Source organism: Streptomyces sp. WG7 (assembly GCF_049975785.1).
Lineage (GTDB): Bacteria > Actinomycetota > Actinomycetes > Streptomycetales > Streptomycetaceae > Streptomyces.
In genome coordinates this window covers 1-23,410 of the sequence record NZ_JBNGGE010000009.1, presented here as the reverse complement: position 1 = coordinate 23,410, position 23,410 = coordinate 1, and the positions used below count along the sequence as shown (strand labels likewise).

20 protein-coding genes and 2 tRNA genes are annotated in these 23,410 nt (G+C 72.3%); 3 read left to right on the top strand and 19 right to left on the bottom strand.

Annotated features, from left to right (window positions below):
* Positions 1–385 precede the first annotated feature (385 nt).
* The 9 genes from holA to leuS form a co-directional block, all read right to left on the bottom strand.
* Positions 386–1,375: a DNA polymerase III subunit delta gene (gene holA / locus ACP4J0_RS12280; RefSeq protein WP_426598675.1), complete on the bottom strand. Its 990-nt coding sequence runs from the start codon at positions 1,373–1,375 to the stop codon at positions 386–388.
* Between the two features lie 75 nt (positions 1,376–1,450).
* Positions 1,451–1,696: a hypothetical protein gene (locus ACP4J0_RS12275; protein WP_426519800.1), complete on the bottom strand. Its 246-nt coding sequence runs from the start codon at positions 1,694–1,696 to the stop codon at positions 1,451–1,453.
* A gap of 198 nt (positions 1,697–1,894) precedes the next feature.
* A complete protein-coding gene (locus ACP4J0_RS12270) occupies positions 1,895–2,776 on the bottom strand; it encodes a YceI family protein (protein WP_426598674.1) in 882 nt (293 codons plus the stop codon).
* Between the two features lie 235 nt (positions 2,777–3,011).
* Positions 3,012–3,839 carry an arylamine N-acetyltransferase family protein gene (locus tag ACP4J0_RS12265; RefSeq protein WP_426598673.1) on the bottom strand — a complete coding sequence of 276 codons (828 nt, stop codon included), beginning with the start codon at positions 3,837–3,839 and terminating at the stop codon, positions 3,012–3,014.
* A 4-nt stretch (positions 3,840–3,843) separates the two neighbouring features.
* Positions 3,844–6,420, bottom strand: a complete 2,577-nt coding sequence (locus ACP4J0_RS12260; protein WP_426598824.1) for a ComEC/Rec2 family competence protein — start codon at positions 6,418–6,420, stop codon at positions 3,844–3,846.
* A 128-nt stretch (positions 6,421–6,548) separates the two neighbouring features.
* The gene (locus ACP4J0_RS12255; RefSeq protein ID WP_426598672.1) at positions 6,549–7,721 is read right to left on the bottom strand and encodes a helix-hairpin-helix domain-containing protein; all 1,173 of its coding nucleotides are present in this window, start codon (positions 7,719–7,721) and stop codon (positions 6,549–6,551) included.
* 154 nt (positions 7,722–7,875) lie between these two features.
* On the bottom strand, positions 7,876–8,721 hold the full coding sequence (locus ACP4J0_RS12250; protein ID WP_426598671.1) for a DegV family protein: 846 nt from the start codon (positions 8,719–8,721) through the stop codon (positions 7,876–7,878).
* 73 nt (positions 8,722–8,794) lie between these two features.
* Positions 8,795–9,553 (bottom strand): hypothetical protein, encoded by a 759-nt coding sequence (locus tag ACP4J0_RS12245; RefSeq protein ID WP_426598670.1) that lies wholly within the window; start codon positions 9,551–9,553, stop codon positions 8,795–8,797.
* Between the two features lie 347 nt (positions 9,554–9,900).
* Positions 9,901–12,801, bottom strand: a complete 2,901-nt coding sequence (gene leuS / locus ACP4J0_RS12240; protein WP_426598669.1) for a leucine--tRNA ligase — start codon at positions 12,799–12,801, stop codon at positions 9,901–9,903.
* 601 nt (positions 12,802–13,402) lie between these two features.
* Here leuS and ACP4J0_RS12235 point away from each other — a divergent pair.
* Both ACP4J0_RS12235 and ACP4J0_RS12230 read left to right on the top strand, forming a co-directional pair.
* Entirely contained in the window at positions 13,403–14,635 is a 1,233-nt protein-coding gene (locus ACP4J0_RS12235; protein ID WP_426598668.1) for a cytochrome b/b6 domain-containing protein, read from the top strand.
* Between the two features lie 271 nt (positions 14,636–14,906).
* Positions 14,907–16,520, top strand: a complete 1,614-nt coding sequence (locus ACP4J0_RS12230) for an NADH-ubiquinone oxidoreductase-F iron-sulfur binding region domain-containing protein (protein WP_426598667.1) — start codon at positions 14,907–14,909, stop codon at positions 16,518–16,520.
* A 76-nt stretch (positions 16,521–16,596) separates the two neighbouring features.
* On the opposite strand, the gene ACP4J0_RS12225 is transcribed toward ACP4J0_RS12230, so the two are convergent.
* The 10 genes from ACP4J0_RS12225 to ACP4J0_RS12180 form a co-directional block, all read right to left on the bottom strand.
* Positions 16,597–16,669 (bottom strand) — tRNA-Ala (locus tag ACP4J0_RS12225).
* Between the two features lie 136 nt (positions 16,670–16,805).
* Positions 16,806–17,039: a hypothetical protein gene (locus ACP4J0_RS12220; RefSeq protein WP_003976229.1), complete on the bottom strand. Its 234-nt coding sequence runs from the start codon at positions 17,037–17,039 to the stop codon at positions 16,806–16,808.
* A 3-nt stretch (positions 17,040–17,042) separates the two neighbouring features.
* The gene (locus ACP4J0_RS12215; protein ID WP_426598666.1) at positions 17,043–17,216 is read right to left on the bottom strand and encodes a hypothetical protein; all 174 of its coding nucleotides are present in this window, start codon (positions 17,214–17,216) and stop codon (positions 17,043–17,045) included.
* A 201-nt stretch (positions 17,217–17,417) separates the two neighbouring features.
* Positions 17,418–17,490, bottom strand: a tRNA-Ala gene (locus ACP4J0_RS12210).
* Between the two features lie 119 nt (positions 17,491–17,609).
* On the bottom strand, positions 17,610–18,281 hold the full coding sequence (locus ACP4J0_RS12205) for a histidine phosphatase family protein (protein WP_426598665.1): 672 nt from the start codon (positions 18,279–18,281) through the stop codon (positions 17,610–17,612).
* The gene (gene rsfS, locus ACP4J0_RS12200) at positions 18,278–18,724 is read right to left on the bottom strand and encodes a ribosome silencing factor (RefSeq protein ID WP_398130560.1); all 447 of its coding nucleotides are present in this window, start codon (positions 18,722–18,724) and stop codon (positions 18,278–18,280) included. The genes ACP4J0_RS12205 and rsfS overlap by 4 nt, the downstream gene beginning before the upstream one ends.
* Before the next feature lie 83 nt (positions 18,725–18,807).
* A complete protein-coding gene (locus ACP4J0_RS12195) occupies positions 18,808–20,670 on the bottom strand; it encodes an LCP family protein (protein WP_426598664.1) in 1,863 nt (620 codons plus the stop codon).
* A 17-nt stretch (positions 20,671–20,687) separates the two neighbouring features.
* Positions 20,688–21,398, bottom strand: coding sequence for a nicotinate-nucleotide adenylyltransferase (gene nadD / locus ACP4J0_RS12190; RefSeq protein ID WP_426598663.1), 711 nt, complete (start codon positions 21,396–21,398; stop codon positions 20,688–20,690).
* 57 nt (positions 21,399–21,455) lie between these two features.
* On the bottom strand, positions 21,456–21,623 hold the full coding sequence (locus ACP4J0_RS12185; RefSeq protein WP_426519830.1) for a hypothetical protein: 168 nt from the start codon (positions 21,621–21,623) through the stop codon (positions 21,456–21,458).
* A 123-nt stretch (positions 21,624–21,746) separates the two neighbouring features.
* Positions 21,747–21,908, bottom strand: a complete 162-nt coding sequence (locus tag ACP4J0_RS12180) for a hypothetical protein (protein WP_426598662.1) — start codon at positions 21,906–21,908, stop codon at positions 21,747–21,749.
* Positions 21,909–22,050: 142 nt separating this feature from the next.
* Between ACP4J0_RS12180 and ACP4J0_RS12175 the strand changes: the two genes are divergently transcribed.
* Positions 22,051–23,211 (top strand): M48 family metalloprotease, encoded by a 1,161-nt coding sequence (locus tag ACP4J0_RS12175; RefSeq protein WP_426598661.1) that lies wholly within the window; start codon positions 22,051–22,053, stop codon positions 23,209–23,211.
* The last annotated feature ends 199 nt before the right edge of the window (positions 23,212–23,410 follow it).

The following is a 23,410-nucleotide window of genomic DNA, read 5'->3' as shown; positions in this document are numbered from 1 at the left end:
ATCCGCTCCCGTCCGGCACCAAAGGATCCATGCGCGGCCTGCGTTCGCCACGCGGGCATGGATCCGCAGAGCTTGATCCGAAGGCCCCGGTGGCCGTCCTTCCCCAGGACGGCCACCGGGGCCTTCGGTCTGCCGGGGTTCGGGACCGACGGGGGCGGGGCTCACCGGGACGGGCGGGGCAGGCCACAGCGGGCGAGGCAGAACTGGACGGACAAGGCAGACCGATGCGGACGAGGCTGAACTGGACGGACAAGGCAGACCACGGCGAGCGGCGCTGACCAGGCGGGCCGGCTGCCCAAGGCATGCGAGGCTGAACGGGACGCTGGGCTGAGCCGGGCTGAGCCGGCCAGGGCTGACCGAGGCTGACCGGGCTGACCTGGGCGACTTACGCCCGGCCTCGCGACCGCGCCGCCCGCGCGATGGTCACCACTGCCTTCTCCAGGGCGTACTCGGGATCCTCCCCGGCGCCCTTCACCCCTGCGTCCGCCTCGGCCACCGCGCGCAGGGCCACGGAGACGCCGTCCGGTGTCCAGCCGCGCATCTGCTGCCGGACGCGGTCGATCTTCCACGGCGGCATACCCAGCTCGCGGGCGAGGTCGGCGGAGCGTCCACCGCGGGCGGAGGACACCTTGCCGATCGCCCGCACGCCCTGCGCCAGCGCGCTGGTGATCAGCACCGGGGCCACTCCGGTCGCCAGCGACCAGCGCAGCGCCTCCAGTGCCTCCGCCGCACGTCCCTCGACCGCCCGGTCGGCGACCGTGAAGCTGGAGGCCTCGGCCCGTCCGGTGTAGTACTGCCCGACGACCGCCTCGTCGATCGTGCCCTCGATGTCCGCGGTCAGCTGGGACACCGCGGAGGCCAGCTCCCGCAGGTCGCTGCCGATCGAGTCGACCAGCGCCTGGCACGCCTCGGGGGTGGCCGACCGCCCGATGGTACGGAACTCCGCCCGTACGAACGCCAGCCGGTCGGCGGGCTTCGTCATCTTCGGGCAGGCCACCTCGCGCGCCCCCGCCTTGCGGGCGGCGTCCAGCAGGCCCTTGCCCTTGGCGCCGCCCGCGTGCAGCAGCACGAGGGTGATCTCCTCGGCGGGTGCGCCGAGGTAGGCCTTCACGTCCTTGACCGTGTCGGCGGACAGGTCTTGCGCATTGCGTACGACCACGACCTTGCGCTCGGCGAAGAGCGAGGGGCTGGTGAGCTCGGCGAGCGTGCCGGGCTGCAACTGGTCGGGGGTCAGGTCGCGTACGTCCGTGTCGGCGTCGGCGGCCTTCGCGGCGGCCACCACCTCCTGCACGGCACGGTCGAGCAGGAGGTCCTCCTGGCCCACGGCAAGGGTCACCGGGGCGAGAGGGTCGTCATTCGCAGTCTTCCTGGCCATCGCGACAAGCATCGCACGCACCACTGACAGCGCGTGCCGGCCCGACGGGACTCCCCTGGCTGCGCCGGCCAGGAGCTAGGGCTCCTCGCGCCAGCCCTCCCACTCCCCCGCGAACTCGTCGAGCTCGCCGGGGTCCAGCCGCTCCCGCTCGTCACGCAGGACGACGAGCCACTGGGCGTCCTCGGCGTCGTCCTCGCCGGCCAGGGCGTCCCGGACGATCCGGGGCTCCTCGTCGACCCCGAACCGCTCCCCGAGCGCCTGGGCCGCCTCCTCCGCGGCATCGCGGTCGGGCAGCACCAGCACATGTCTCACATCGCTCACGGGTGCCATTGTCCGACACCGCGTGGCGGCCGGGCAGTCGGGCGGGACTGCGGGCGCCGCTCGCCCCTCGGGCACGAGCTGGTCCAGCCTTTGGGCACGAGCTGGTTCAGCTCTTGGGCACGAGCTGGTTCAGCTCTTGGGCACGAGCTGGTTCAGCTCTTGGGCACGAGCTGGTTCAGCCCTCGGGCGCGATCCGGTTCAGCTCTTGGGCACGATCTGCACGTCGAGATCGATCCTGATGCTGGGGCCGACCACGGCGATGCCGCGCGCCAGCATCGTCTGCCAGCTCACCGTGAAGTCGTCGCGGTGCAGCTCGGTGGTGGCACGGCAGGCCGCCCGCACCTCGCCCTCCATCCCGTTGCCGAGACCGAGGTACTCGGCGTCCAGGGTGACGGTGCGCGTCACGCCGTGCAGGGACAGCGCCCCCGAGACGGCCCACCGGTTGCCGCCCCGGTGCGTGAACCGGTCGCTGTAGAACTCCAGGGTCGGATACCGCTGGACGTCCAGGAAGTCCCCCGACCGCAGGTGGTCGTCACGCATCTGCACGTTGGTGTCGATGGACGCCGCGTCGATGACCACGTGCATCGCCGACTGCTCCATGTCGTCGGCGATCCGCACCGCGCCCGCGAACGAGTTGAACCGGCCGTGGATCCGGGCCAGCCCGATGTGCCGGGCGGTGAACGCGATCGACGAGTGTGCCGGCTCGATCTCCCAGTCGCCCGGCGCGGGCAGCTCCGGGGGCTGGGCCACCTGCAGGGTCACGTCGCCGAGCGAGGCCAGCGCGTCCTCGGTGACGGTCGCGGACGCCCGGTACGGCGTGTAGCCCTCGGCGGACACCGCGAGCCGGTACTCCCCCGCGGGCACCGTCGCCACGAACGAACCGAAGGGGTCCGTCCCACCGCTGACCACCTTGCGTCCCATGGTGTCGCTGACCGCGAACTCCGCGTTGGGCACCGGCTCGTTGACGGGATCGAGAACCCGGCAACTCAGCACTCCGGCGTTCGGCGGGGTCCGCACCGCCGCCAGAGGACCCGTCCGTTGCATCCGCTTCGTTCGGCTTCCCAGCCAACGGCCGATCATCTACGACACCCTCTGCACGACGTGAGAAATTGTTGACGAAGTAACATTCGATCACCGATGAGGCTTTCGAGGCAACACGGGGTCACATCACAGGAAACCGGCGCATGTGCCGGGAGTACTCACGAGTAGCCCCCTCTGTGGCCCGAAGCGGCCGCCCCGGGCGGCATGCCGCACAGCCGGCGCGGAGTCGCCTCGCGGCGGGCGTCGGGGCGCGTCCCGGTCGGCACCGGTCGCCTCACAACCGGCGCACGGCCGGCACCCGGTCGAGGGCGATACCGAAGCGGTCCCGGTACGCCGCGAGCACCTCCTCGTCCGTGTCCAGCTCACGCTCCTCCCGTCTGCCGTCGGCCGCCGTGGTCATGAGCCTGCGGCCGCTGAGCGTGACCCTCCCTCCGTCCTCCGTGACCCGCGAACAGACCGGCGACTGGAGGAAGTGCGACTGGGGCGAGGTGCTGTGCCACCACGCGCCGGACACGAAGTCGCCGAGCACCCGCGGGCGCAGCTCCACCCGGTACACGGGTTTCCCGTCCCGCAGCACGTCCAGGTCGGCGGCCCGTGCGGAGTCGTGCCCGCCGCGCACCCCGGCCTCGTCCGGGCCCGCCTCGACGACCTGGAACGTCCCGCCGGGGTCCTCCTGCTCACCCCGCTCCCCGAACGCCAGGGGACCGTGGCTGTGCGCCCCGAACCCGACGTCCGCCAGCCAGTCGCCCCCGTCCACGGTCCGCACCCGCAGCGCCAGGTGGTCGTAGGGGATCCCGAGCCGCCCCCCGTCCCCGTACACCCGCGCCGCCAGCAGGGTGACCTCGTACCCGAGCGCCGCGAGCAACGCGCCGAAGAGGCCGTTGAGTTCGTAGCAGAACCCGCCCCTGCGTGCGCCCACCACCTTGTCCAGCAGCCGCTCCTCCTCCAGCGCGATCTCCTCTCCCAGATGGACGGACAGGTTCTCGAAGGGCACGCTGCGCAGATGACACAGGTGCAGGTCACGCAGGGCCTCGACGGTGGGCCACGCCGCGTACTCGGCTCCGAGGCGGGCTAGGTAGGCATCGACCTGGGCTTGATCCATGCCCTCAGTCTCCCGCCACCCGCAACACCCTGCCCGTGCCGGTGACCGCCAGGGCCCCGTCCCGGTCCGTCCGCAGCACCATCGCCCCCTGGGCCCGCAGCGCCTCGACCGTGCCGGGAGCCGGGTGGCCGTAGGTGTTGTCCTCTCCGCAGCTGATGAGTGCCAGCCGTGGGGCCACCTTCCGTATGAGGTCCGGGTCCTGGTGGGCGGAGCCGTGATGGGCCACTTTCAGCACGTCGACCCCTTCCAGCGCCGCTGCCGCCGGTGATCTCGCCAGCTCCTGCTGTGCAGGGGGTTCCAAGTCGCCGAGGAGCAGCAGACGCAGGCCCGCCGTCCGCACCAGGAGGGTGACGCTGGCGTCGTTGGGGCTTTCCGTGGTCGTCGGGGAGCCCGGCGCCCTGGTCGTCGGTGGGCTCGGTGGTGGCCACACCACCTGCCAGGACAGCGGGCCGGACCGCCGCTGCTCCCCGGCGGCGGCGTGCCGCAGGGGAATCCGCCGTGCCGCAGCCTGTCTGCGGACGGACTCGGCCTGGTCCGCGGGCTCCTGGAGCACGGTCGTCTCGATCGCACCCACCGAACGCCCCCGCAACACCCCGGGCAGGCCCGCCACATGGTCCGCGTGGAAGTGGGTCAGCACCACGAGCGGGACGCGGGTGATGCCGAGCGAGCGCAGACACTGGTCGACCAGTGCGGGGTCGGGCCCGGTGTCCACCACCACGCCCGCACCCTCACCCGCCGCGAGCACCATGGCGTCGCCCTGGCCCACATCGCACATCACCATCCGCCAGCCCGGCGGAGGCCACCCGGTGATCACCCGGGCCAGTGGCGGCGGCCGCACCACCACCAGCACGAGCAGCACCGCGCAGACACCGCACCACCAGGGGTGTCTCAGCAATCGCCGGCCGACGATCAGCACGCCCACCGTGGCAAGGGCGAGCAGCGCCGCCCCGGCCCAGTTGCCCGGCCAGTCCACACCCGCGCCGGGCAGCGCGGCCCCGGTGCGGGCGATCCCCGCGATCCACTCGGCCGGCCAGCCTCCGCACCAGGCCAGCCCCTTGGCCACCGGCATCGCCACCGGTGCCGTCGCCAGCGCCGCGAAGCCGAGCACCGTGGCCGGGGCGACCACGAACTCGGTGAGCAGGTTGCACGGCACCCCCACCAGGCTCACCCGTGCCGACAGCACGGCGACGACCGGCGCACACAGGGCCTGCGCCGCGCCCGCGGCGGCCAGCGCCTCGGCGAGCCGAGGCGGAACCCGGCGCCGGCGCAACGCCACGCTCCACCTCGGGGCCAGCGTGAGCAGCGCCCCGGTGGCCAGCACGGAGAGCAGGAAGCCGTAACTGCGGGCCAGCCACGGGTCGTACAGCACCAGCAGCAGTACGGCCGTCGCCAGCGCGGGGAGCAGCGACCTGCGGCGTCCGGTGGCCAGGGCAAGCAGGGCTACGGACCCGCAGGCGGCGGCCCGCAGCACGCTCGGGTCGGGCCGGCACACGACGACGAAGCCGAGTGCGAGCACGCCGCCGAGCAGCGCGGTCGTCCGCAGGGAGAGTCCGAGTCGGGGCGCCAGCCCCCGGCGCTCGCTGCGCTGGGCCAGTCCGGGCGGTCCGAGCAGCAGGGCGAGCACGATCGTGAAGTTGGCGCCGGACACCGCCAGCGTGTGCGCGAGGTCGGTCTCCTTGAACGCCTCCTCCAGCTCCGGCGTGATGCGCGAGGTGTCCCCGACGACCAGGCCCGGCAGCAGCGCCCGCGCGTCCGTCGGCAGACCGTCGGTGGCCTCCCGCAACCCGGCCCGCAGCCGTCCCGCCAGCCGCTGTGCCCCCGACGGCTCGGCCACCACCTCCGGCCCCTCCCGGCCGTCCCGCACCCGCAGCACGGCGGCGATCCGGTCCCCGGTCGCCCTCGGGGGCGCCGTCCGGGCGGTGACGCGGAGCCGCGCGGTCGGCAGCAGTCCCAGCCAGCGCGCGGTGCCGGGCCCGGCACGGGTGAGCCGCGAGTCCTCCGGGTCGCCCGGGTGGCCCGGGTGGCCCGGGTGGCCTGCGGAAGCGGGTCCCGGTGTCTCCTCGCCGTCCCCCGCATCGATGAGCATCAGCACCGGCGTCCGTGTCATCACCTCCGTGCCTCCGGCATCCGTCACCCGCCGCACGTCGGCCTCGATCAGGACGGTGGGCGGCACGGCACGGTTTCCCCGGACGCGGGACCGGGTGAGGCGGGGGTCGGCGGTGACCTCCACCTCGGCAGTCACGGTGGCGTACTGCCGCGCCAGCGCCGGCACGGGCCCACGGCGCAGGTCCGCGCCGTGCAGCGCGGCCGAGACGGCGGACGCGGCGACGCAGAGGAGCAGCGCGGCGACCGACGCGTGACGCCGTCCGCGCGTCGTGCGCCGCCTCCGCGCCCTCGGCAGCAGTACTCCGGCCAGGATCAGCCCGGCGGTGGCGACTCCCACGGCCCACCCTGGCGGCGCGTCCAGCATCAGCGCCGCCGTCGCCCAGGCTGCGAGCGCCGGCGGGACCAACCGCAGGTCCGTAGGCCCCTCCTGTCGGGGATGGGCCGCGCCGAGCCGGTGCCCGGAAGCGGCGTGCACGGCCGCGCGCGGGGACGCCGTCCGGTCGTGGGGTTCCCCCGGCCCGCTCGGCCGACTCGTGTCCGGGCCCAGGTCCGGGCCCAGGTCCGGGCCCAGGTCCGGGCTCGTGTCCGGGCCCAGGTCCGGGCTCATGGCCGCACGAGATTCCGCAGGTCGGCGAAGCGGCGCTCACCGATGCCGTTGACCTCGCGCAACTCGTCCACCGAGCGGAAACCGCCGTGCTGGGTGCGGTAGTCGATGATGTGCCGGGCCAGCACGGGACCGACGCCCGGCAGGGTGTCGAGCTGATCGGCGGTAGCCGTGTTGAGGGAGACCGGCCCCGCGGGTGCCCCTCCCTCCGCCGGACCGCCCGGCCCGCCGAGCCCGCCCGGGGCGGTGCCGCCCGGGGCGGACCCCGTGACCGGCGCGGGGGCGCCGACGATCACCTGCTCTCCGTCCACCAGGAAGCGTGCCTGGTTCAGCCCGTCGGTCCTGGTGCCGGATCGCACGCCTCCGGCGGCACGCAGGGCGTCCGCTACGCGTGAGCCCGCCGGAAGGCGGTGGATTCCGGGCTTGCGGACCTTGCCGCCGACATCCACCACGATCTCGGCCCCGACCGTGGCGGTGGCCGTACCTGTGCCCATGGCCGTGCCCTTGCGCGATCCGGGCGCGGAGTCTCCTCCCGCACCCTCTCCCACTCCCTGCGCGCCGTATGCCGCCGCTTCCCGCACCACCTCAGGTGCCGCCACGGGCTGGGTGCGGCCGGTCCAGAAGTGCTGCACGGCGAAGACCGCGGCGACGACGAGCAGCACCGTGAGCGCGGCCACACTGCGCCGCTCCAGCCCGCACCGTGTCTGCAGCCACACCGGCATCCGCTCCCGCAGCGCCTGTCCTGCCCGCTCCCGCCAGACCGTCATGGCGGCGTCCGCTGGCGTCCCTTCTTCTCGCGCCGCTTGCTCCGTCCTCCGCGACGGCGGCCCCTTCCCCGATCCGCCCCGCCGGCCGACGTGTTCGGCGTGTTCGGTGCGTTCGGTGTGCCCGGCCCGCCCTACACGTTCGGCATGCTCGGTGTGTCCGGTGTATCCGATGTGTTCGGCATAGTTGGCTTGTTCGGCTTGTTCGGCTTGTTCGGCACGTTCGTCGAAGAGTGCCGCCGCCCGCCGCCGGAGTTCCTCCTCCGGTGCATGACGGCGCCCGTGCCGTGCCCGGCCGAGGGAGCGGGAAGGGGACGAGTGGCGTTGGCGGAGCCGGCCGTCGGAAGCCGGTGCGCGGCCCGGGCCGCTGGTCGCGGCCGCTGTGCGTGAGCGTGATCGAAGAGCCATGCGACGAGGATCGGACACCGCGCCACAACTGCGATGATCATGCTCAATTCCCGGGGACTACCGACAGGTTGTGGACAACTCCGGTACCCCACACGGGTGATACAACGACTCCCCCTCCACGTCGACGAGACCCACACGGCCTCTCGCCGCTCCCTCACCGCGACGAGACGACAACCCCGAGCAGCCCGGGCCCCGTGTGCGCCCCGATCACCGCGCCGACCTCGCTCACGTGGAGGTCGGCCAGCCCGGGCACCCGGTCCCGCAGGCGGTCCGCCAGAGCCGACGCCCGGTCCGGGGCGGCGAGATGGTGGACGGCGATGTCGACGGGTGCGCTGCCCGCCCGGTCGGCGACGATCTCCTCCAGCCGGGCGATGGCCCTGGACGCCGTCCGGACCTTCTCCAAGGGCTCGATCCGGCCGCCGTCCAGTTGCAGCAGCGGTTTCACGGCGAGCGCGGAACCGAACAGCGCCTGGGCCGCCCCGATCCGGCCGCCGCGGCGCAGATAGTCGAGGGTGTCGACGTAGAAGTAGGCGGAGGTGCCCGCGGCGCGCTTCTCGGCGGCCGTGACGGCCTCGTCCACCGTGCCGCCCGCCTCCGCCGACTCGGCCGCGGCGAGCGCGCAGAATCCGAGGGCCATCGCGATCATCCCGGTGTCCACGACCCGCACGGGGATCGCCGCCTCGCGCGCGGCGACGACGGCCGCGTCGTGCGTGCCGGAGAGCTCGGCGGAAAGGTGCAGGGAGATGATGCCCTCGGCGCCGGACTCGGCGATCCTGCGGTAGGTCTCGGCGAAGAGTTCGGGGCTGGGGCGGGAGGTGGTGACCGGCCGCCGCTTCTGCAGGGCCTGGGCCAGCGAACGGGTCGAGATCTCGGTGCCCTCTTCCAGGGCCCGGTCGCCCAGGACGACGGTCAGGGGTACCGCGGTGATGCCGTGCCGCTCCATCGTCCGGGCCGGGAGGTAGGCCGTTGAATCCGTGACGATAGCGACATGGCGGGACATGAGCTGGAGGCTACCTGGCGCAGCCCCCGTACGGCAGCCCGGCCTCGACGACCGGGCGTTCACAGGGCTGTGATCAGGTCGTGTTCTCCGGACGGGCCTTCTTCTGCCAGGGATAGACGGGGCGCGCGGCGGGCGGGGTGATGGCAGGCCTGGCGGGCTCCTCCGTCGGCTCCTGCCTCGAGGCCGGCGATGCCTGCGGGGTCTCCGGCCGGCTCTGCCGGGCGGTGGGGGCGTCGGTGGCGGGAGCCTCGGGCCAGGACGGCGGCGCGGCGGCGGGACCCGTCTCCGTCTCCGTCCAGTGCCGCAGGGCGCCGGCCTCGACGTCGATCTGTGCGCTCAACGAGTCCAGGTCGTCGTCCGCGAAGCGGCGGGCCCGGTCACGGGCCGCCCAGCGCAGGGACTCCGCCGACCGGGTGATCCGCTCGGTGCGCTCGCGCAGCGCGGGAAGGAGCCCCCCGAGCGTGGCGCGATCCGGGTCCGACTCCAGCCGCCTGAGCTCGGCGTCGAGTTCGAATCCGTGCGCGCTGAGCCGATCGAAGAGGGCGAGGGATTCCTTGAGGGACTCGTCCTCGGCCACGCCCGCGTGCAGCGCGTCCTGAGTGGCCCGCATCGACGTGCGCAGCGTCAGCCGCAGCTGGGCGAGCTCGCCCGCCGGCCCCGGCTGGACCAGGGACTTGGCCCGCAGTGTGTGGTCCTCGACCGTGCGGCGGGCCTGGGTGATGCCACGGTCCACGCTGCGCTTGGCGGCGCCGACGGCCTTCACCGTGGCGTAGGCGCCCAGTACGAGGGCGAGCACGAAGAGCAGGGCGAATACCGTGATCACTGCTTCCACGAAGCTCCTCCTCCGAGCGTCCGGCCCGCGCACCGGCAGGCCGCGGCGCTCTCCGCGCCGCTCTTCCACGGTAAACGCAGCGGGCAGGCCCAGGGTTCCGATCAGAACCCCGAACCTGCCCGCATTCAACCCTGAACCGGCCCGCACCCGACCCCGAGCCTGCCCTGAGGGGACCCCGGACCCCCGGACCCCAGCCTCACCCCAGCCCCAGCCCCAGGACCACCCGGACCACCGGGACCACCCGGACCACCCGGACCCCGCGAAACACCGGCCCTCAGAAGCACCCGGAACACCGGCCCCCGAAGAGCCCGGTCCAGAGGCCCTGCCCCTCCGAGCGCTCCTCCCGCCTACGCGGGAACGATGTTCACCAGCTTCGGCGCCCGCACGATCACCTTGCGGATCCCGGCCCCGTCCAGCGCGGCCACGACCTTCTCGTCGGCCAGCGCCGCCTTCTCCAGGTCCTCCTCGGAGATGGACGGGGAGACCTCCAGCCGCGCCTTGACCTTGCCCTTGATCTGCACGACGCAGGTCACGGTCTCGTCGACGACGTAGGCCGGGTCGGCGACGGGGAAGTCCTGGTGGACGACCGAGTCCGTGTGCCCCAGCTTGCGCCACAGCTCCTCGGCGACGTGCGGGGCCAGCGGCGCGACCAGCAGCACCAGGCGCTCGGCGACCGTGCGCGGGACCGTGCCCCCCACCTTCGTCAGGTGGTTGTTCAGCTCGGTGACCTTGGCGATGGCGGTGTTGAACCGCATGCCCTCCAGGTCCTGCCGTACGCCGTCGATGGCCTTGTGCAGGGCGCGCAGGGTGTCCGCGTCGATGTCGGCCTCGGCGACGTCCGCGACCGTCACCTCACCGGTGTTCTCGTCGACGACGTTGCGCCACAGCCGCTGCAGCAGCCGGAACTGGCCCACCACCGCGCGCGTGTCCCACGGCCGGGAGACGTCCAGCGGACCCATCGCCATCTCGTACAGGCGCAGGGTGTCGGCACCGTACTCGGCGCAGATCTCGTCGGGGGTGACCGCGTTCTTCAGGGACTTGCCCATCTTGCCCAGCAGCCGGGAGACCTTCTCGCCCTGGTAGTAGTAGGCGCCGTCGCGCTCCTCCACCTCGGCGGCCGGCACGGCGATGCCGCGGCTGTCGCGGTAGACGTAGGCCTGGATCATGCCCTGGTTGAACAGCTTGTGGAACGGCTCGGCCGAGGAGACGTGCCCCAGGTCGAACAGGACCTTGGACCAGAAGCGGGCGTACAGCAGGTGCAGCACGGCGTGCTCGGCGCCGCCGACGTACAGGTCGACGCCGCCGTGCGGCAGGCCCTCGCGCGGGCCCATCCAGTACTGCTCGATCTCCGGGTCGACCAGCCGCTCGCCGTTGTGCGGGTCCAGGTAGCGCAGCTCGTACCAGCAGGAGCCGGCCCAGTTGGGCATGGTGTTGGTCTCGCGCCGGTACCTGCGCGGGCCGCGGCCGTCGCCCAGGTCCAGGGTGACGTTGACCCAGTCCTCGTTGCGGGACAGCGGGGTCTCGGGCTTGGTGTCGGCGTCGTCCGGGTCGAAGGTGCGCGGGGAGTAGTCCTCGACCTCGGGCAGCTCCAGCGGCAGCATCGACTCGGGCAGGGCGTGCGCGACGCCGTCCTCGTCGTAGACGATCGGGAAGGGCTCGCCCCAGTAGCGCTGGCGGCTGAACAGCCAGTCGCGCAGCCGGAAGTTGACGGTGCCCTCTCCGGCGCCGGTGCGCTCCAGCCACTCGGTGATGCGCTCCTTGGCCTCGACGACGGGCAGGCCGTCCAGGCTGATCTCGTCGTTGGACGAGTTCATGATCTTCGCGTCGTACGACCCGAAGGCGTCCTCCCACGTGGCCGGGTCGGTGCCCCGGCCGTCGGTCGGCTCGGCGATGCAGCGGATCGGCAGCTCGAAGGCGCGCGCGAACTCGAAGTCGCGCTGGTCGCCCGCCGGGACGGCCATGATCGCGCCGGTGCCGTAGCCCATCAGCACGTAGTCGGCGATGAAGACGGGGACCTGTTCGCCGTTGACCGGGTTGGTCGCGTAGGCGCCGATGAAGACACCGGTCTTGTCCTTGGCCTCGGCCTGCCGCTCGACGTCGGACTTGGACGCGGCCTGCGCGCGGTACGCGGCGACGGCCTCGGTCGGGGTCGCGTGACCGCCGGTCCACACGTCGTGCGTGCCCTCGGGCCAGGCGGCCGGGGTGAACTTCTCGACCAGCGGGTGCTCGGGCGCCAGCACCATGTAGGTCGCGCCGAACAGGGTGTCCTGGCGGGTGGTGAAGACGGTGATGCGCTCGCCGTCGACGGGGAAGTCGACGCGGGCGCCCTCGGAGCGGCCGATCCAGTTGCGCTGCTGCAGCTTGATGGCCTCGGGCCAGTCCAGCTCGTCCAGGTCGTCCAGCAGCCGGTCGGCGTAGGCGGTGATGCGCATGTTCCACTGGCGCAGCTTGGACTTGAAGACGGGGAAGTTGCCGCGCTCGGAGCGGCCGTCGGCGGTGACCTCCTCGTTGGCCAGTACGGTGCCCAGGCCGGGGCACCAGTTGACGGGCGCGTCGGAGGCGTAGGCCAGACGGAAGCCGCCCAGCACGTCGGCGCGCTCGGCGTCGCTCAGCGCGCTCCACGCGCGCCCGGGGTGGCCCGGGACCGCCCGCTCACCCGACTCGAACTGGGCGACCAGCTCGGTGATCGGCCGTGCCTTGCGCGCCTCCTGGTCGTACCAGGAGTTGAAGATCTGCAGGAAGATCCACTGGGTCCACTTGTAGTACTCGGGGTCGATCGTGGCGAACGACCGGCGCTTGTCGTGGCCCAGGCCCAGCCGGCGCAGCTGGCTCTGCATGTTCTTCATGTTGGCCTCGGTGGACACGCGCGGGTGCGTGCCGGTCTGCACCGCGTACTGCTCGGCGGGCAGGCCGAAAGCGTCGAAGCCCAGGGTGTGCAGGACGTTGTGGCCGGTCATCCGCTGGAAGCGGGCGAAGACGTCGGTGGCGATGTAGCCCAGGGGGTGACCGACGTGCAGGCCCGCACCGGAGGGGTACGGGAACATGTCCATGATGAACTTCTTGGGCCTGGCGACCAGCTCCGCGTCGCCCGCCAGGTCACCCTTGGGGTTCGGCGCGGCGTACGTCCCCTCGGCGTCCCAGAAGTCCTGCCAGCGTGCCTCGATCTCGGCGGCCATGGCAGCCGTGTAGCGGTGCGGCGCGGCGTCCGCCGTCACGGGGGCGGTCGCCGCGGGGTTCGTCTCGCTCATGATCCTCAAAGCTCCATCGATCGTCTCTGCCAGCGGCTGCGACATTCAAGACCAGCGGCTGTGAATGCCGGGAAATGAAAAATCCCCTCGCACAGGAGGGGACGCCGCGCCGATTCCGGCCACCGGACTACGACCGGGGTCGGGACTGATCAGCGCGGCTCGCTAAGCAGAAGGCGTACGGCACGCATGGCGTCAGGGTACCGCAGTCGTCGATCGGGTCGCGAGGTGCTTCCGGCGGTCCGCACCTCGCCTCCCGCCACACCTCCCCGCCACACCTCCCCGCCGCCTCACGGCCGCCTCACGGCCGGTGATCGTGAACCGGGGCCAATGGTTACTTCGCGTAACGACCACTATGGGGACATCACTACGAGCGCATTGTCATTTGATAACAACGCAATAACTCAAACCTCGTACCCGCGGGTATGGCGCCACTTAGAGTGCGGCAGCGGGACCGCTACCCCGAACCGCTCCGGAGTTGCCCCATGAACCCTCCACACGCTCCACACCCTTCACGCCCTCCCGCCCTTCCCCTGAGCCACCCCCTCGGCAGCCGCTCGCACCCGCACCCTCCCCGCGCGTCCGTGACGTGGGGAGGCCTGCCGTGGTGACGAACGACAGCACGGCGGACGACACCTTCGCGGAGTTCCTCGACTTCGGCGCCGGCGTCCTCTCCCTCGTCCTCCTCAGCTGCTCGGTGATCTGGGGACTCGTCGCCCAGGACCGGATCGTCCTCGACGCCCGCCGGCGGATCCTGGCCCAGGCGGTACACCGGACCACCGCGGTCGCCTCGCTCGTCTTCCTGCTGTTGCACATCGGGGTCAAGCTGGCACGGGAGCACACCACCTGGGTCGCCGCCGTGGTCCCGTTCGGGCTGCTCGCCACGGACGACGAGTCGTTCGGGGGGCGAGGCGTGCTCATCGGCTTCGGCACCCTGGCCAGCATGCTCATGCTCTTCGTGGGCATCACCGGCGCCCTGCGCAACCGCTTCGCGTCCCCGGCGCCCGCGGCCGCCCGCTGGCGGGCCATGCACATGCTGGCCTACCCGGCGTGGTGCCTGGCGCTGCTGCACGGGCTCTACGCGGGGCGCGCGGCGAAGCCGGTCTTCCTGATCCTGTACGGCCTGTCCATGCTCGGCGTCATGGCGGCCCTGGCACTGCGCGCGGCGCCCCGCCCGGTCAAACGCAAGGTCGCCGACCGGATCGCGGGCCTCCTGGGGGCCGGGGAGCGGCCGGTCCGCGAGGAGCCCGCGGAGGGCCGGGGCCGGGGGACGGACACCGCCGCGCTGCCGGGCTACGAGCCTGCCGGGGCACCGCGAGCGGGCGGGGTCTCCGCACCGCTGTACGCGCCCGCCGAGCGCCTGACCCCGCGGGAACCGGCGGGCGGGTTCGCGGCGGCCTACCGGGCCGTGTCCGGCCCCTCGGGCGCACACCGGCGGCCGCTGACGGCCGACACGACCGCGTCCGCCCCACCGCCGGACATGCGGCCCACCGAGGCGATGCCCTTCGCGGACGGCGCCGGCAGTATCTCGGGCAGCTGGCCCGTACCGTCCCCGCCGCCGGTCGGCGAGGCACCCCGGTCGGTCTACGACCCGCTCGACGACACGGGACACACCATCCCGGTCTACGGCGATACGGACACCTCGGGCCACGGCTCGAGTGACGTGCGCGACACCCGTGAGGCGAACGCGGTCCACGACACGTATTACCCGGGCGACACGTACAACAGCGGTCCCGCCACCGAACCGGTCCCCGGTGCGCCGTCGTCGTCCCACGACTTCGACGCACCGGGTTCCGGCGAACCTTGGAACACGCCTTCCGCCGGAGGCCTCAACTGACCCCTCTGACCCCTCACCCTCTGACCCCTCACCCTCTGCCCCCGCTGACCCCTCACCTTGTGCCCCCTGTGCCCCCTCTGATCCTTCTGCTTCCTCTGCCCCATCCGTCTCCTCTGCCCCATCCGCCTCCTCTGCCAGCCGACAGGAGATTCCTGGCTCACGCCGCCTGCGGGTCAGCGACCCAGCAGGTCTTCCACGACCGACACCAGCCGGGTCGCAACCAGCCCGGTCTGATCCGGCCCGAAGGCCGGGGCACCTCCGGAGGAACGTGGTGAACGAGGCCCTGCCCGACGTCCCAGAAGTCCGTGTGGTCGGGCTTCCCCAGCTCACGTCGGGCTTCGACCTTGTCGAGCGCCTGGACCTGCCGATGCACCTCAAGGTGCACGGCCCGCTCGAACCGATGGGCGGGGAGCAGCTCGCGCAGCTCTCCGAACGCATCAACCTGAAGGGCCGCGGCGGCGCGGGCTTCCCCTTCCACAGGAAGCTGCGCTCGGTCGCCGAAGCCGCGATCAAGCGCGGCGTGCGGCCGGTCGTGGTCGTCAACGGCAGTGAGGACGAGCCGGCCTGCCGCAAGGACACGGTGCTCATCAACCGCGCCCCGCACCTGATCCTGGACGGCGCGCTGCTGTGCGCCGAGGCCATGGGCGCCCGCACCCTCGTCATCGGGGTCACCCGTGAGTCCACGCAGCGCTCCATGGAGGCCGCCCTCGCCGAACGCGGACTGAACAACGGACGCCGCTCCGCCCTCCGCGCGCGCGTGCAGCGCAATCCGGTACGGATGGTCACCGGCGCGGCGGCCTCGCTGATCCGCTCCATCGACGGCGGCCCGGCGATCCCGCCCGGCCGCAAGGTCAGCGCGTCCCGCAGCGGCGTCGGCGGCGCGCCGACCCTGCTGTCCAACGCCGAGACGTTCGCCCAGCTGGCGATCGCCGCCCGCATCGGCCCGGAGCGCTACGGCAACACCGGCCTGTACGACGAGCCGGGCACCGTCATGCTCACCGTCTCCGGGGCGGTGGCCCGCCCCATGGTCGTCGAGGTGCCGACGGGCGTGCCGCTGCGCTACGTCCTCCAGCTGGCCGGCGCCCCGCCGGTGCCGCAGGGCGTGCTGACCGGCGGCTACCACGGCAAGTGGATCGACGCGGCGACCGTCGGCGAGGCGATCGTCTCCCGCGACTCCCTGCACCAGGTGGGCGGCTCGCTCGGCGCGGGCGCGATCCTGCCGATCGGTCAGGACACCTGCCCGCTGGGCGAGTCGCTGCGGGTGGCGCAGTGGCTGGCACAGGAGAGCGCGGGCCAGTGCGGCCCCTGCTACCTGGGCCTGCCGGCCGCCGCGCGCGGCCTGGAGGACATCCTGAACGGCGGCGGCCCGGCCGCCCTGGAGGCGGTCAAGCAGGTCGCGAGGAACGTGAAGCGGCGCGGCGCCTGCTCGCACCCGGACGGCTCGGCGATGTTCCTGGAGTCGACCGTCAAGGCGTTCACGGACGATCTCGCCGCCCATGTCCTCGGCAACGGCTGCGGGCGGCCCGTGGAGGGCGTCCTGCCGCTCTTCGAGGGCGGCAGGACCCCGGCGGGCGGCCCGGGAGGCGGTGGGGAGGAGGGCGGGCCCAGCCGCCAGAAGATCTACGTCGACTGGACGCTGTGCCGGGGCCACGGTCTGTGCGCGGACATCCTCCCGGAGGTCTTCCAGCTCGGCGCCGACGGCTTTCCGACCGTCGCGCAGGCCGACGTGCCGCGCTTCGCGGAGGCCAAGGCGGTCCGCGCGGTGCGCCGCTGTCCGGCGCTCGCCCTGCGCATCGAGGAGGACGGCCGCGGACAGGCCCCGTCCTCGCGGACCAGCCTGCCGGTCCTGTCCCCGGGGCGCGGCCGCCGGGCACTCGGCCGCTGACGCGGGAGGCGGCGCGGAAGGGGCACATGAAGAAACCCCCCGGATCAGTGATCCGGGGGGTTTCTCCCTCTTCCTGTGGAGCTAAGGAGAATTGAACTCCTGACCTCCTGCATGCCATGCAGGCGCTCTACCAACTGAGCTATAGCCCCTTGCAGTCTGCCGCCCGGTTTCCCCGGCGGCGACGCCAACATTACACGGTCGACCGGGCACAACACCAAATCGTTTCCACTATGCCCGTTTTGCCCTCTTGCTCTACTCTCCTGCGTGGACCGCCGGGCCGTACCGCTACGCCGTGACGAACGAATAGAACCGCTTGAGCGTGCAGTGCTCCTCGAGGAGCCGGCCGTAGATCGGCTCGCCCTCGAGTTCGCGGTACGTCTCGATCGGGTCGCCTTTTATGATCAGCGCCCGCGCGCACTCCTCGCACCAGTACTGGTAGTCCGGGTTGACCGGCTCCATGTCCCGCACGATCGGGGTGCCGCTGCCGCACCAGTCGCACTTCCGCCTGTGTGCACCCATCGATCAGCTCCAGCTGTGGCCGCAGGCCGTGCACACGTAGGAGATTCCGCCGTTGTCGCCGAGGACTTGGGCCACGTGCGCGGAACCGCAGGAAGGGCAGCGCAGACGGGTCGACGTGTCGCGTGTCACCGCTGAGCCGAGGAGGTGACCGACCTCCTCGCGGATGCTCGCAGGCATCGCCACTCCCTCCCGTCGGGTCGCGGTCCCCTTCCGGCCGTTTGATTCTGCCACGACCGGGCCAACACGGTCAGCGACGCCTCAGTACCAGTCCGGACACGGAGTCCCACCGGGGTATACGCCTGTGGGACTCCTGTTGCTCAAGCGGACGGATACGAAAAATCCCGTCCCCCGAAGGGGACGGGATTCGTCCGTGGGCTGTGGAGCTAAGGAGAATTGAACTCCTGACCTCCTGCATGCCATGCAGGCGCTCTACCAACTGAGCTATAGCCCCTGGTGCCACGCGGCTGAGCCACATGGTCTTTCGCTCCGCTCGGCGGGGCGAACAAGAAGAACTTTAGCCTGCGACCTGCCGGAAAGTGAAATCCGGGTCCCGGGCCCGCCGAGCGGGGCTCAGTCGTCGTCGCCGAGCACCGGTTCCGGCAGCGTGCCGGCGTTGTGCTCCAGCAGACGCCAGCCGCGGGCGCCTTCGCCCAGCACGGACCAGCAGCAGTTGGTCAGGCCGCCGAGGCTCTCCCAGCTGTGCGGTTCCAGACCCAGCAGCCGGCCGATGGTGGTGCGGATCGTGCCGCCGTGGCTGACCACGACGAGGGTGCCGTCCTCGGAGAGCTTCTCGGCGTGCCGGAGCACCACGGGGGCGGCGCGGTCGGCCACCTCCGTCTCCAGCTCACCGCCGCCGCGGCGGACCGGCTCGCCGCGTTTCCACGCCGCGTACTCCTCGCCGTGCCGGGCGATGATCTCGTCGTGGGTCAGCCCCTGCCAGACGCCCGCGTAGGTCTCCCGCAGGCCCTCCTCCAAGGTCACCTCCAGGCCGGTCAGCGCGGCGAGCTCGGCGGCCGTGCTCGCGGCCCGGCTGAGGTCGGAGGCGACGATCGCGTCCGGCCTCAGGCCGACCAGCAGCCGGGCGGCGCGGCGGGCCTGGGCGACGCCGGTCTCGGTGAGGCCGACGTCCGTGGTGCCCTGGAAGCGGCGCTCCACGTTCCACGAGGTCTGGCCGTGCCGCCAGAGGATGACACGGCGGCCGCGGCCCGGCTGTCCGGCCGTCACCTCGCCGGTGGCGCTCATCGCCAGTCCCCGTCGGTCTCCGTCGCCTCCTCGGCGGCCCGGAGCCTGGCGTGCTCCTCGGCCTTGCCGCGGGTCGCCTTGGCGTCGGCGGGCAGCTCCAGCTCGGGGCAGTCCTTCCACAGCCGCTCGAGGGCGTAGAAGACGCGCTCCTCGCTGTGCTGGACGTGGACGACGATGTCGACGTAGTCGAGCAGGACCCAGCGGGCCTCCCGGTCGCCCTCGCGGCGTACCGGCTTGGTGCCGAGTTCCTTGCTGAGCCGTTCCTCGATCTCGTCGACGATCGACTTGACCTGGCGGTCGTTGGGCGCGGAGGCCAGCAGGAAGGCGTCCGTGATCGACAGCACGTCGCTGACGTCGTAGGCGATGATGTCGTGCGCGAGCTTGTCGGCTGCCGCCTGCGCGGCGGTGTTGATGAGTTCGATGGAGCGGTCGGTCGCGGTCACTGCCTGGCTTTCGGGTCGGCGGTCGGTTGACCTCAAGGGTCTCACGACCGCCGACGGCAGCCCACGTGATAATCACCCGCCGCCTACGACGCCGGTTCGTAGTCCTGACCGAGGACCACCGACACCCTCGCGTTCGCGGAGACCTCGCCCTGGGTGACGGAGGCGGTGGGCAGGCCCAGGGTCTTGGCGACCTGGACGGCGTTCTCCTTGTCGGCGGCATCGGCGTAGACGACCTTCGACGACACCTCGGTGCCGGACGCGGTGCCGCCCTCCAGGAAGGTGAAGCCGCCGTTGAGGAGGACGACGCGGGCCTTGCCGGCGCTGTCCTCGACGCCGGTGGCGTTGCGGACGGAGACGCTGACGGCCGCGTCCTTGTCGGGGCTCTTGGCGGTACCGCCCAGGACGTCCTTGACGATGCCGTCACCGGCTTCGGCGCTGAGCCTGCCGTCGTCCTGTACGGGCAGCAGCGCGGTCTCGAAGTCGCCGCCCTTGGCGAGGTCGGAGAGCCCGGCGAGGAAGGAGCCGAGGTCCTTCTCGGTCAGCGGCGGGTCGAGGATCAGCCCGAGGGTCTGGATGGTGGTCGTCGCGGCCGTGGGGTCCGAGGACAGCTTGCGCAGCACTCCCTGCATGACCTGCCCGAACCGCCGCAGTTCGGCGTCGGCCGCTTCGCCGGAGCCGCGGTGGGTGGCGTAGGCGACGGCCATCCTGCCGCTGAGGGTCTGCCCCTCGCCCTTGCGCACGAGGGGTGTGGCGCCCTTGTCCTTGGCCTCCGGGTCGGGGACGTCGGTGTCGGTGTCGATCTCGATGTTGCCGACCAGGTCGACGAGGATCTGGAGGTACGGCGTGTCCAGGCGCCAGGTGCCCTCGATGTCGGTGCCGAGGACCGAGTCGAGCGCGGTGCGGGTGGCGTCGGGGCCGGCGTCGTCGACGGACTCGGCGAGCGTGGTGGTGGTGCCGTCGTCGCCGGTCAGGGCGAGGGAGTTGGGCAGCAGCACGGCGGTACCCCGCTTGGTGGTGGTGTTGTCCACGAGCAGCGCGGTGGAGGTGCCGCCGCCGCTGGTGTCGTGCAGGTGGACGGCGATCACGTCGCGCTTCTGGGCGCCGGCCGCCGTCGTACCGCCCGCCGTGTCGTCCGAGGAGGACGTTCCGGGGAGCTTTCCGGCGTACCAGAGGTAGCCGACACCGCCGACCGCGACCAGTGCCAGGACGACGGCCAGGGCGACGACGCGCGTGCGTGCGCGCCGCCGGGCCTCCTCGCGGCGCTCGGTGCGGTTCTCCGTGAACTTCATCCAGTCGATGACGTCCTCGGAGTCGTCGGTCGGCTCCTCGACGAAGGCGAACTGCTCGGTGCGGTACTCCCGGTCCCCGTCGGCTTCGGCGGTCTCCGCGGGGGCTTCCTCCGCGGGCTCCCCGGGCGGGCCCGCCTGCTGCGGGATGTAGGCGGTCTGCTCGGCGACCCGGGACTGCCCGCCGCCGGCCGCCGCCTGGCCGTAGGGGTCGTACGGGTCGTACTGCGGCGGCGTCGCCCGGCCGCCCTGCGGCCCGCCGGACGCGTAGCCGTCGTAGCCGGCGGAGGCGTCGGAGGCGTCGGAGGCGGAGGGCTGCCGACCGGTGTCGTAGCCGGGGACGGAGGACTGCCCGCCGGCCTCGTGGCCGGTCCGGGAGTCGTACGGGTCATAGGGGTCGTAGGGGTCGTAGCCGGGGGCGGGTTGCTGCCCGCCCCCGGCGTACGGGTCGTAGCCCTGGCCGTAGCCGTACGCCTGCTGCCCGTACTGCTGGTCCCGCTGGTCCTGCTGTCGCGCGTACGCGTCGTACGGCTGCTGACCGCCCGGCCGGGCCGGGGCCTCGCCCTGGGCCTGGCGGTACACGGGTCGGCCGTACTCGTCGTATCCGACGAGTTCGTACGGGCCGCCGTCGTCGTACCCCGCGTCGTATCCGTCGTTCACCGGTGCCCCCTCTCGACTCACTCGCCGCGGTACAGCTCGCGCTTGTCGATGTAGCGCACGACTCCGTCGGGCACCAGGTACCAGACGGGGTCGCCCTTGGCGACTCTCGCACGGCAGTCCGTGGAGGAGATGGCGAGGGCGGGGACCTCGACGAGCGAGACGCCGCCCTTGGGGAGTCCGTCGTCCGTCAGGTGGTGGCCCGGCCGGGTGACGCCGATGAAGTGCGCGAGGGAGAACAGCTCCTCGCTGTCGCGCCAGGTGAGGATCTGGGCGAGGGCGTCGGCGCCGGTGATGAAGAACAGGTCCGCGTCCGGGTTGAGCGCGCGCAGGTCGCGCAGGGTGTCCACGGTGTAGGTGGGGCCGCCGCGGTCGATGTCGATGCGGCTCACCGAGAACTGCGGGTTCTCGACGGTCGCGACGACCGTCATCAGATAACGGTCCTCGGCCGCGGACACCGTGCGGTGGCTCTTCTGCCACGGCTGGCCGGTGGGTACGAACACCACCTCGTCGAGGTGGAACTGCGCGGCGACCTCGCTGGCCGCCACGAGGTGTCCGTGGTGGATCGGGTCGAAGGTGCCGCCCATGACGCCGAGACGGCGCTTGCCCGACGGCGTCGGTCCACTGCCCCGGCCGGTGGCGCGGGCGGGCACCGCGCGGCTGTGTGTGTCACGCGCCGGCGTGTTCGACGTGTCGTGCGCCGGACCGGTAGGCATGTCCTGCTCTCCCATGCGTGCAGACCCTACCGGCCCGACCCGAGAGCTCCTGCCGCCCCCACGACCCCGCGCTCAGCGGTCGCGGTTGAACCGGGTGGTGATCCACAGCAGGAGCATCAGCGCGACGAACGCGCCGATGCCGGTGACGTAGGGGTTCAGGCTCTGATGGTTGCCGCTGTGCTCTGCGCCGCCCTCGGAGGCGAGGGTGACAAACTGGGCAGCGGTGCTGTGGAAGCTCATCTTCGGCAGGACCTATCCGGTGTGGGCGGGATAAAGACGTCCGCTCATCGTATGCGGGCACCTCGCGGACGATCACGCCGACTCCGCCGTTGGGACCGGGCCGGGGGGAACCTTCGGGTCGCCTCAGTCGTCCTTCCGCTTGTACCCCCGCAGCAGGAACCACGCGGTCAGCACACAACCCACCACCATCACGATCAGCACGACCCGCAGCAGATTCCCCGGACCTTGCTGCTCGGCCGCGGTCACCGCCGAGGCGAGCCAGTCGGTGTGGGGGGTGTACTCCATGACGTGGACTCCTTCGTTGCACTGCCCGTCCACGGTATCTCCGCCTAGGCTGGGCTCGGCTTCGGGGGAGCAAAGGGCCATACAAGGGTTCGTAAAGGCCCAGACATACGCACAGGCCTCACACACGCACATGGGGGAAGACATGTCCGACGGCCACCAGCACAACGGGCACGAGAAGGTGCCGAGCAGGCAGCGCAGGCGCTTCCCCGGGATCTCCTCGCGTGCGTACGAGCATCCGGCCGACCGCAGCGCCCTGGTGGCGCTGCGCAAGCTGAGCGGCTTCGACACGGTCTTCAAGGCGCTGAGCGGCCTGTTGCCCGAGCGCAGCCTGAGGCTGCTGTTCCTGTCCGACTCGGTACGCGTCTCGGACCGGCAGTTCGCCCATCTGAACGTCATGCTGCGCGACGCCTGCTACATCCTGGACCTGGAGAAGGTCCCGGCGATGTACGTCAACCAGGACCCGAAGCCGAACGCGATGTGCATCGGCCTGGACGAGCCGATCATCGTCGTCACCACGGGCCTCGTCGAGCTGCTGGACGAGGAGGAGATGCGGGCGGTCATCGGGCACGAGGTCGGGCACGCGCTGTCGGGGCACTCGGTCTACCGGACCGTCCTGCTCTTCCTGACGTCCCTCGCCGTCCGGGTCGCGTGGATCCCGCTGGGCAACCTGGCGATCATGGCGATCGTGACCGCGCTGCGCGAGTGGTTCCGCAAGTCGGAGCTGTCCGCGGACCGCGCGGGTCTGCTGGTCGGTCAGGACCTGCAGGCCTCCATGCGGGGCCTGATGAAGATCGCGGGCGGCAACCACCTGCACGAGATGAACGTGGACGCGTTCCTGGAGCAGGCCGACGAGTACGAGGCCGGGGGCGACCTGCGCGACTCCGTGCTGAAGATCCTGAACGTGCTGCCCCGCTCCCACCCCTTCACCACGGTGCGGGCCGCCGAGCTGAAGAAGTGGGCGGCGTCCCGGGACCACCAGCGGATCATGGACGGTCACTACCCGCGGCGCGACGAGGACAAGGACACCTCGGTCCGGGACTCCTTCCGCGAGTCGGCGTCCAGCTACGCCACGCACGTGCGCGGCTCCAAGGACCCGCTGATGAAGCTGGTGAACGACATCGCGGGCGGCGCCGGCGACCTCGGCGACCGGATGCGCCGGGGCTTCGGCGGCTTCACGGCCTCCCAGCCGAGGCCGCCCAAGGACACGGACGGGCCGGCCGAGGGCCCGGAGGGGACCGGCGGCCCCGACGGCCCGAGCGGCCCGAAGGGCCCGGACGACCGCCCGCCGCGCGACGGCGCCTGAGCCCGGGGCGGGCGGGGAGGACCCGCCCGGCCCTGGAGGTGCGGGTGCCGCCCTGGAGGTGCGGGTGCCGCCCTGGAGGTGCGGGTGCCGCCCTGGAGGTGGGGGGGGGGCCCGGCACCCCCCCCCCACCCCGGGACCCCCCCCACCGCGCCCCGCGGCCGCGCGGGGCCCCCGGGGGAGCCCCCCGGGGGGGGGGGCA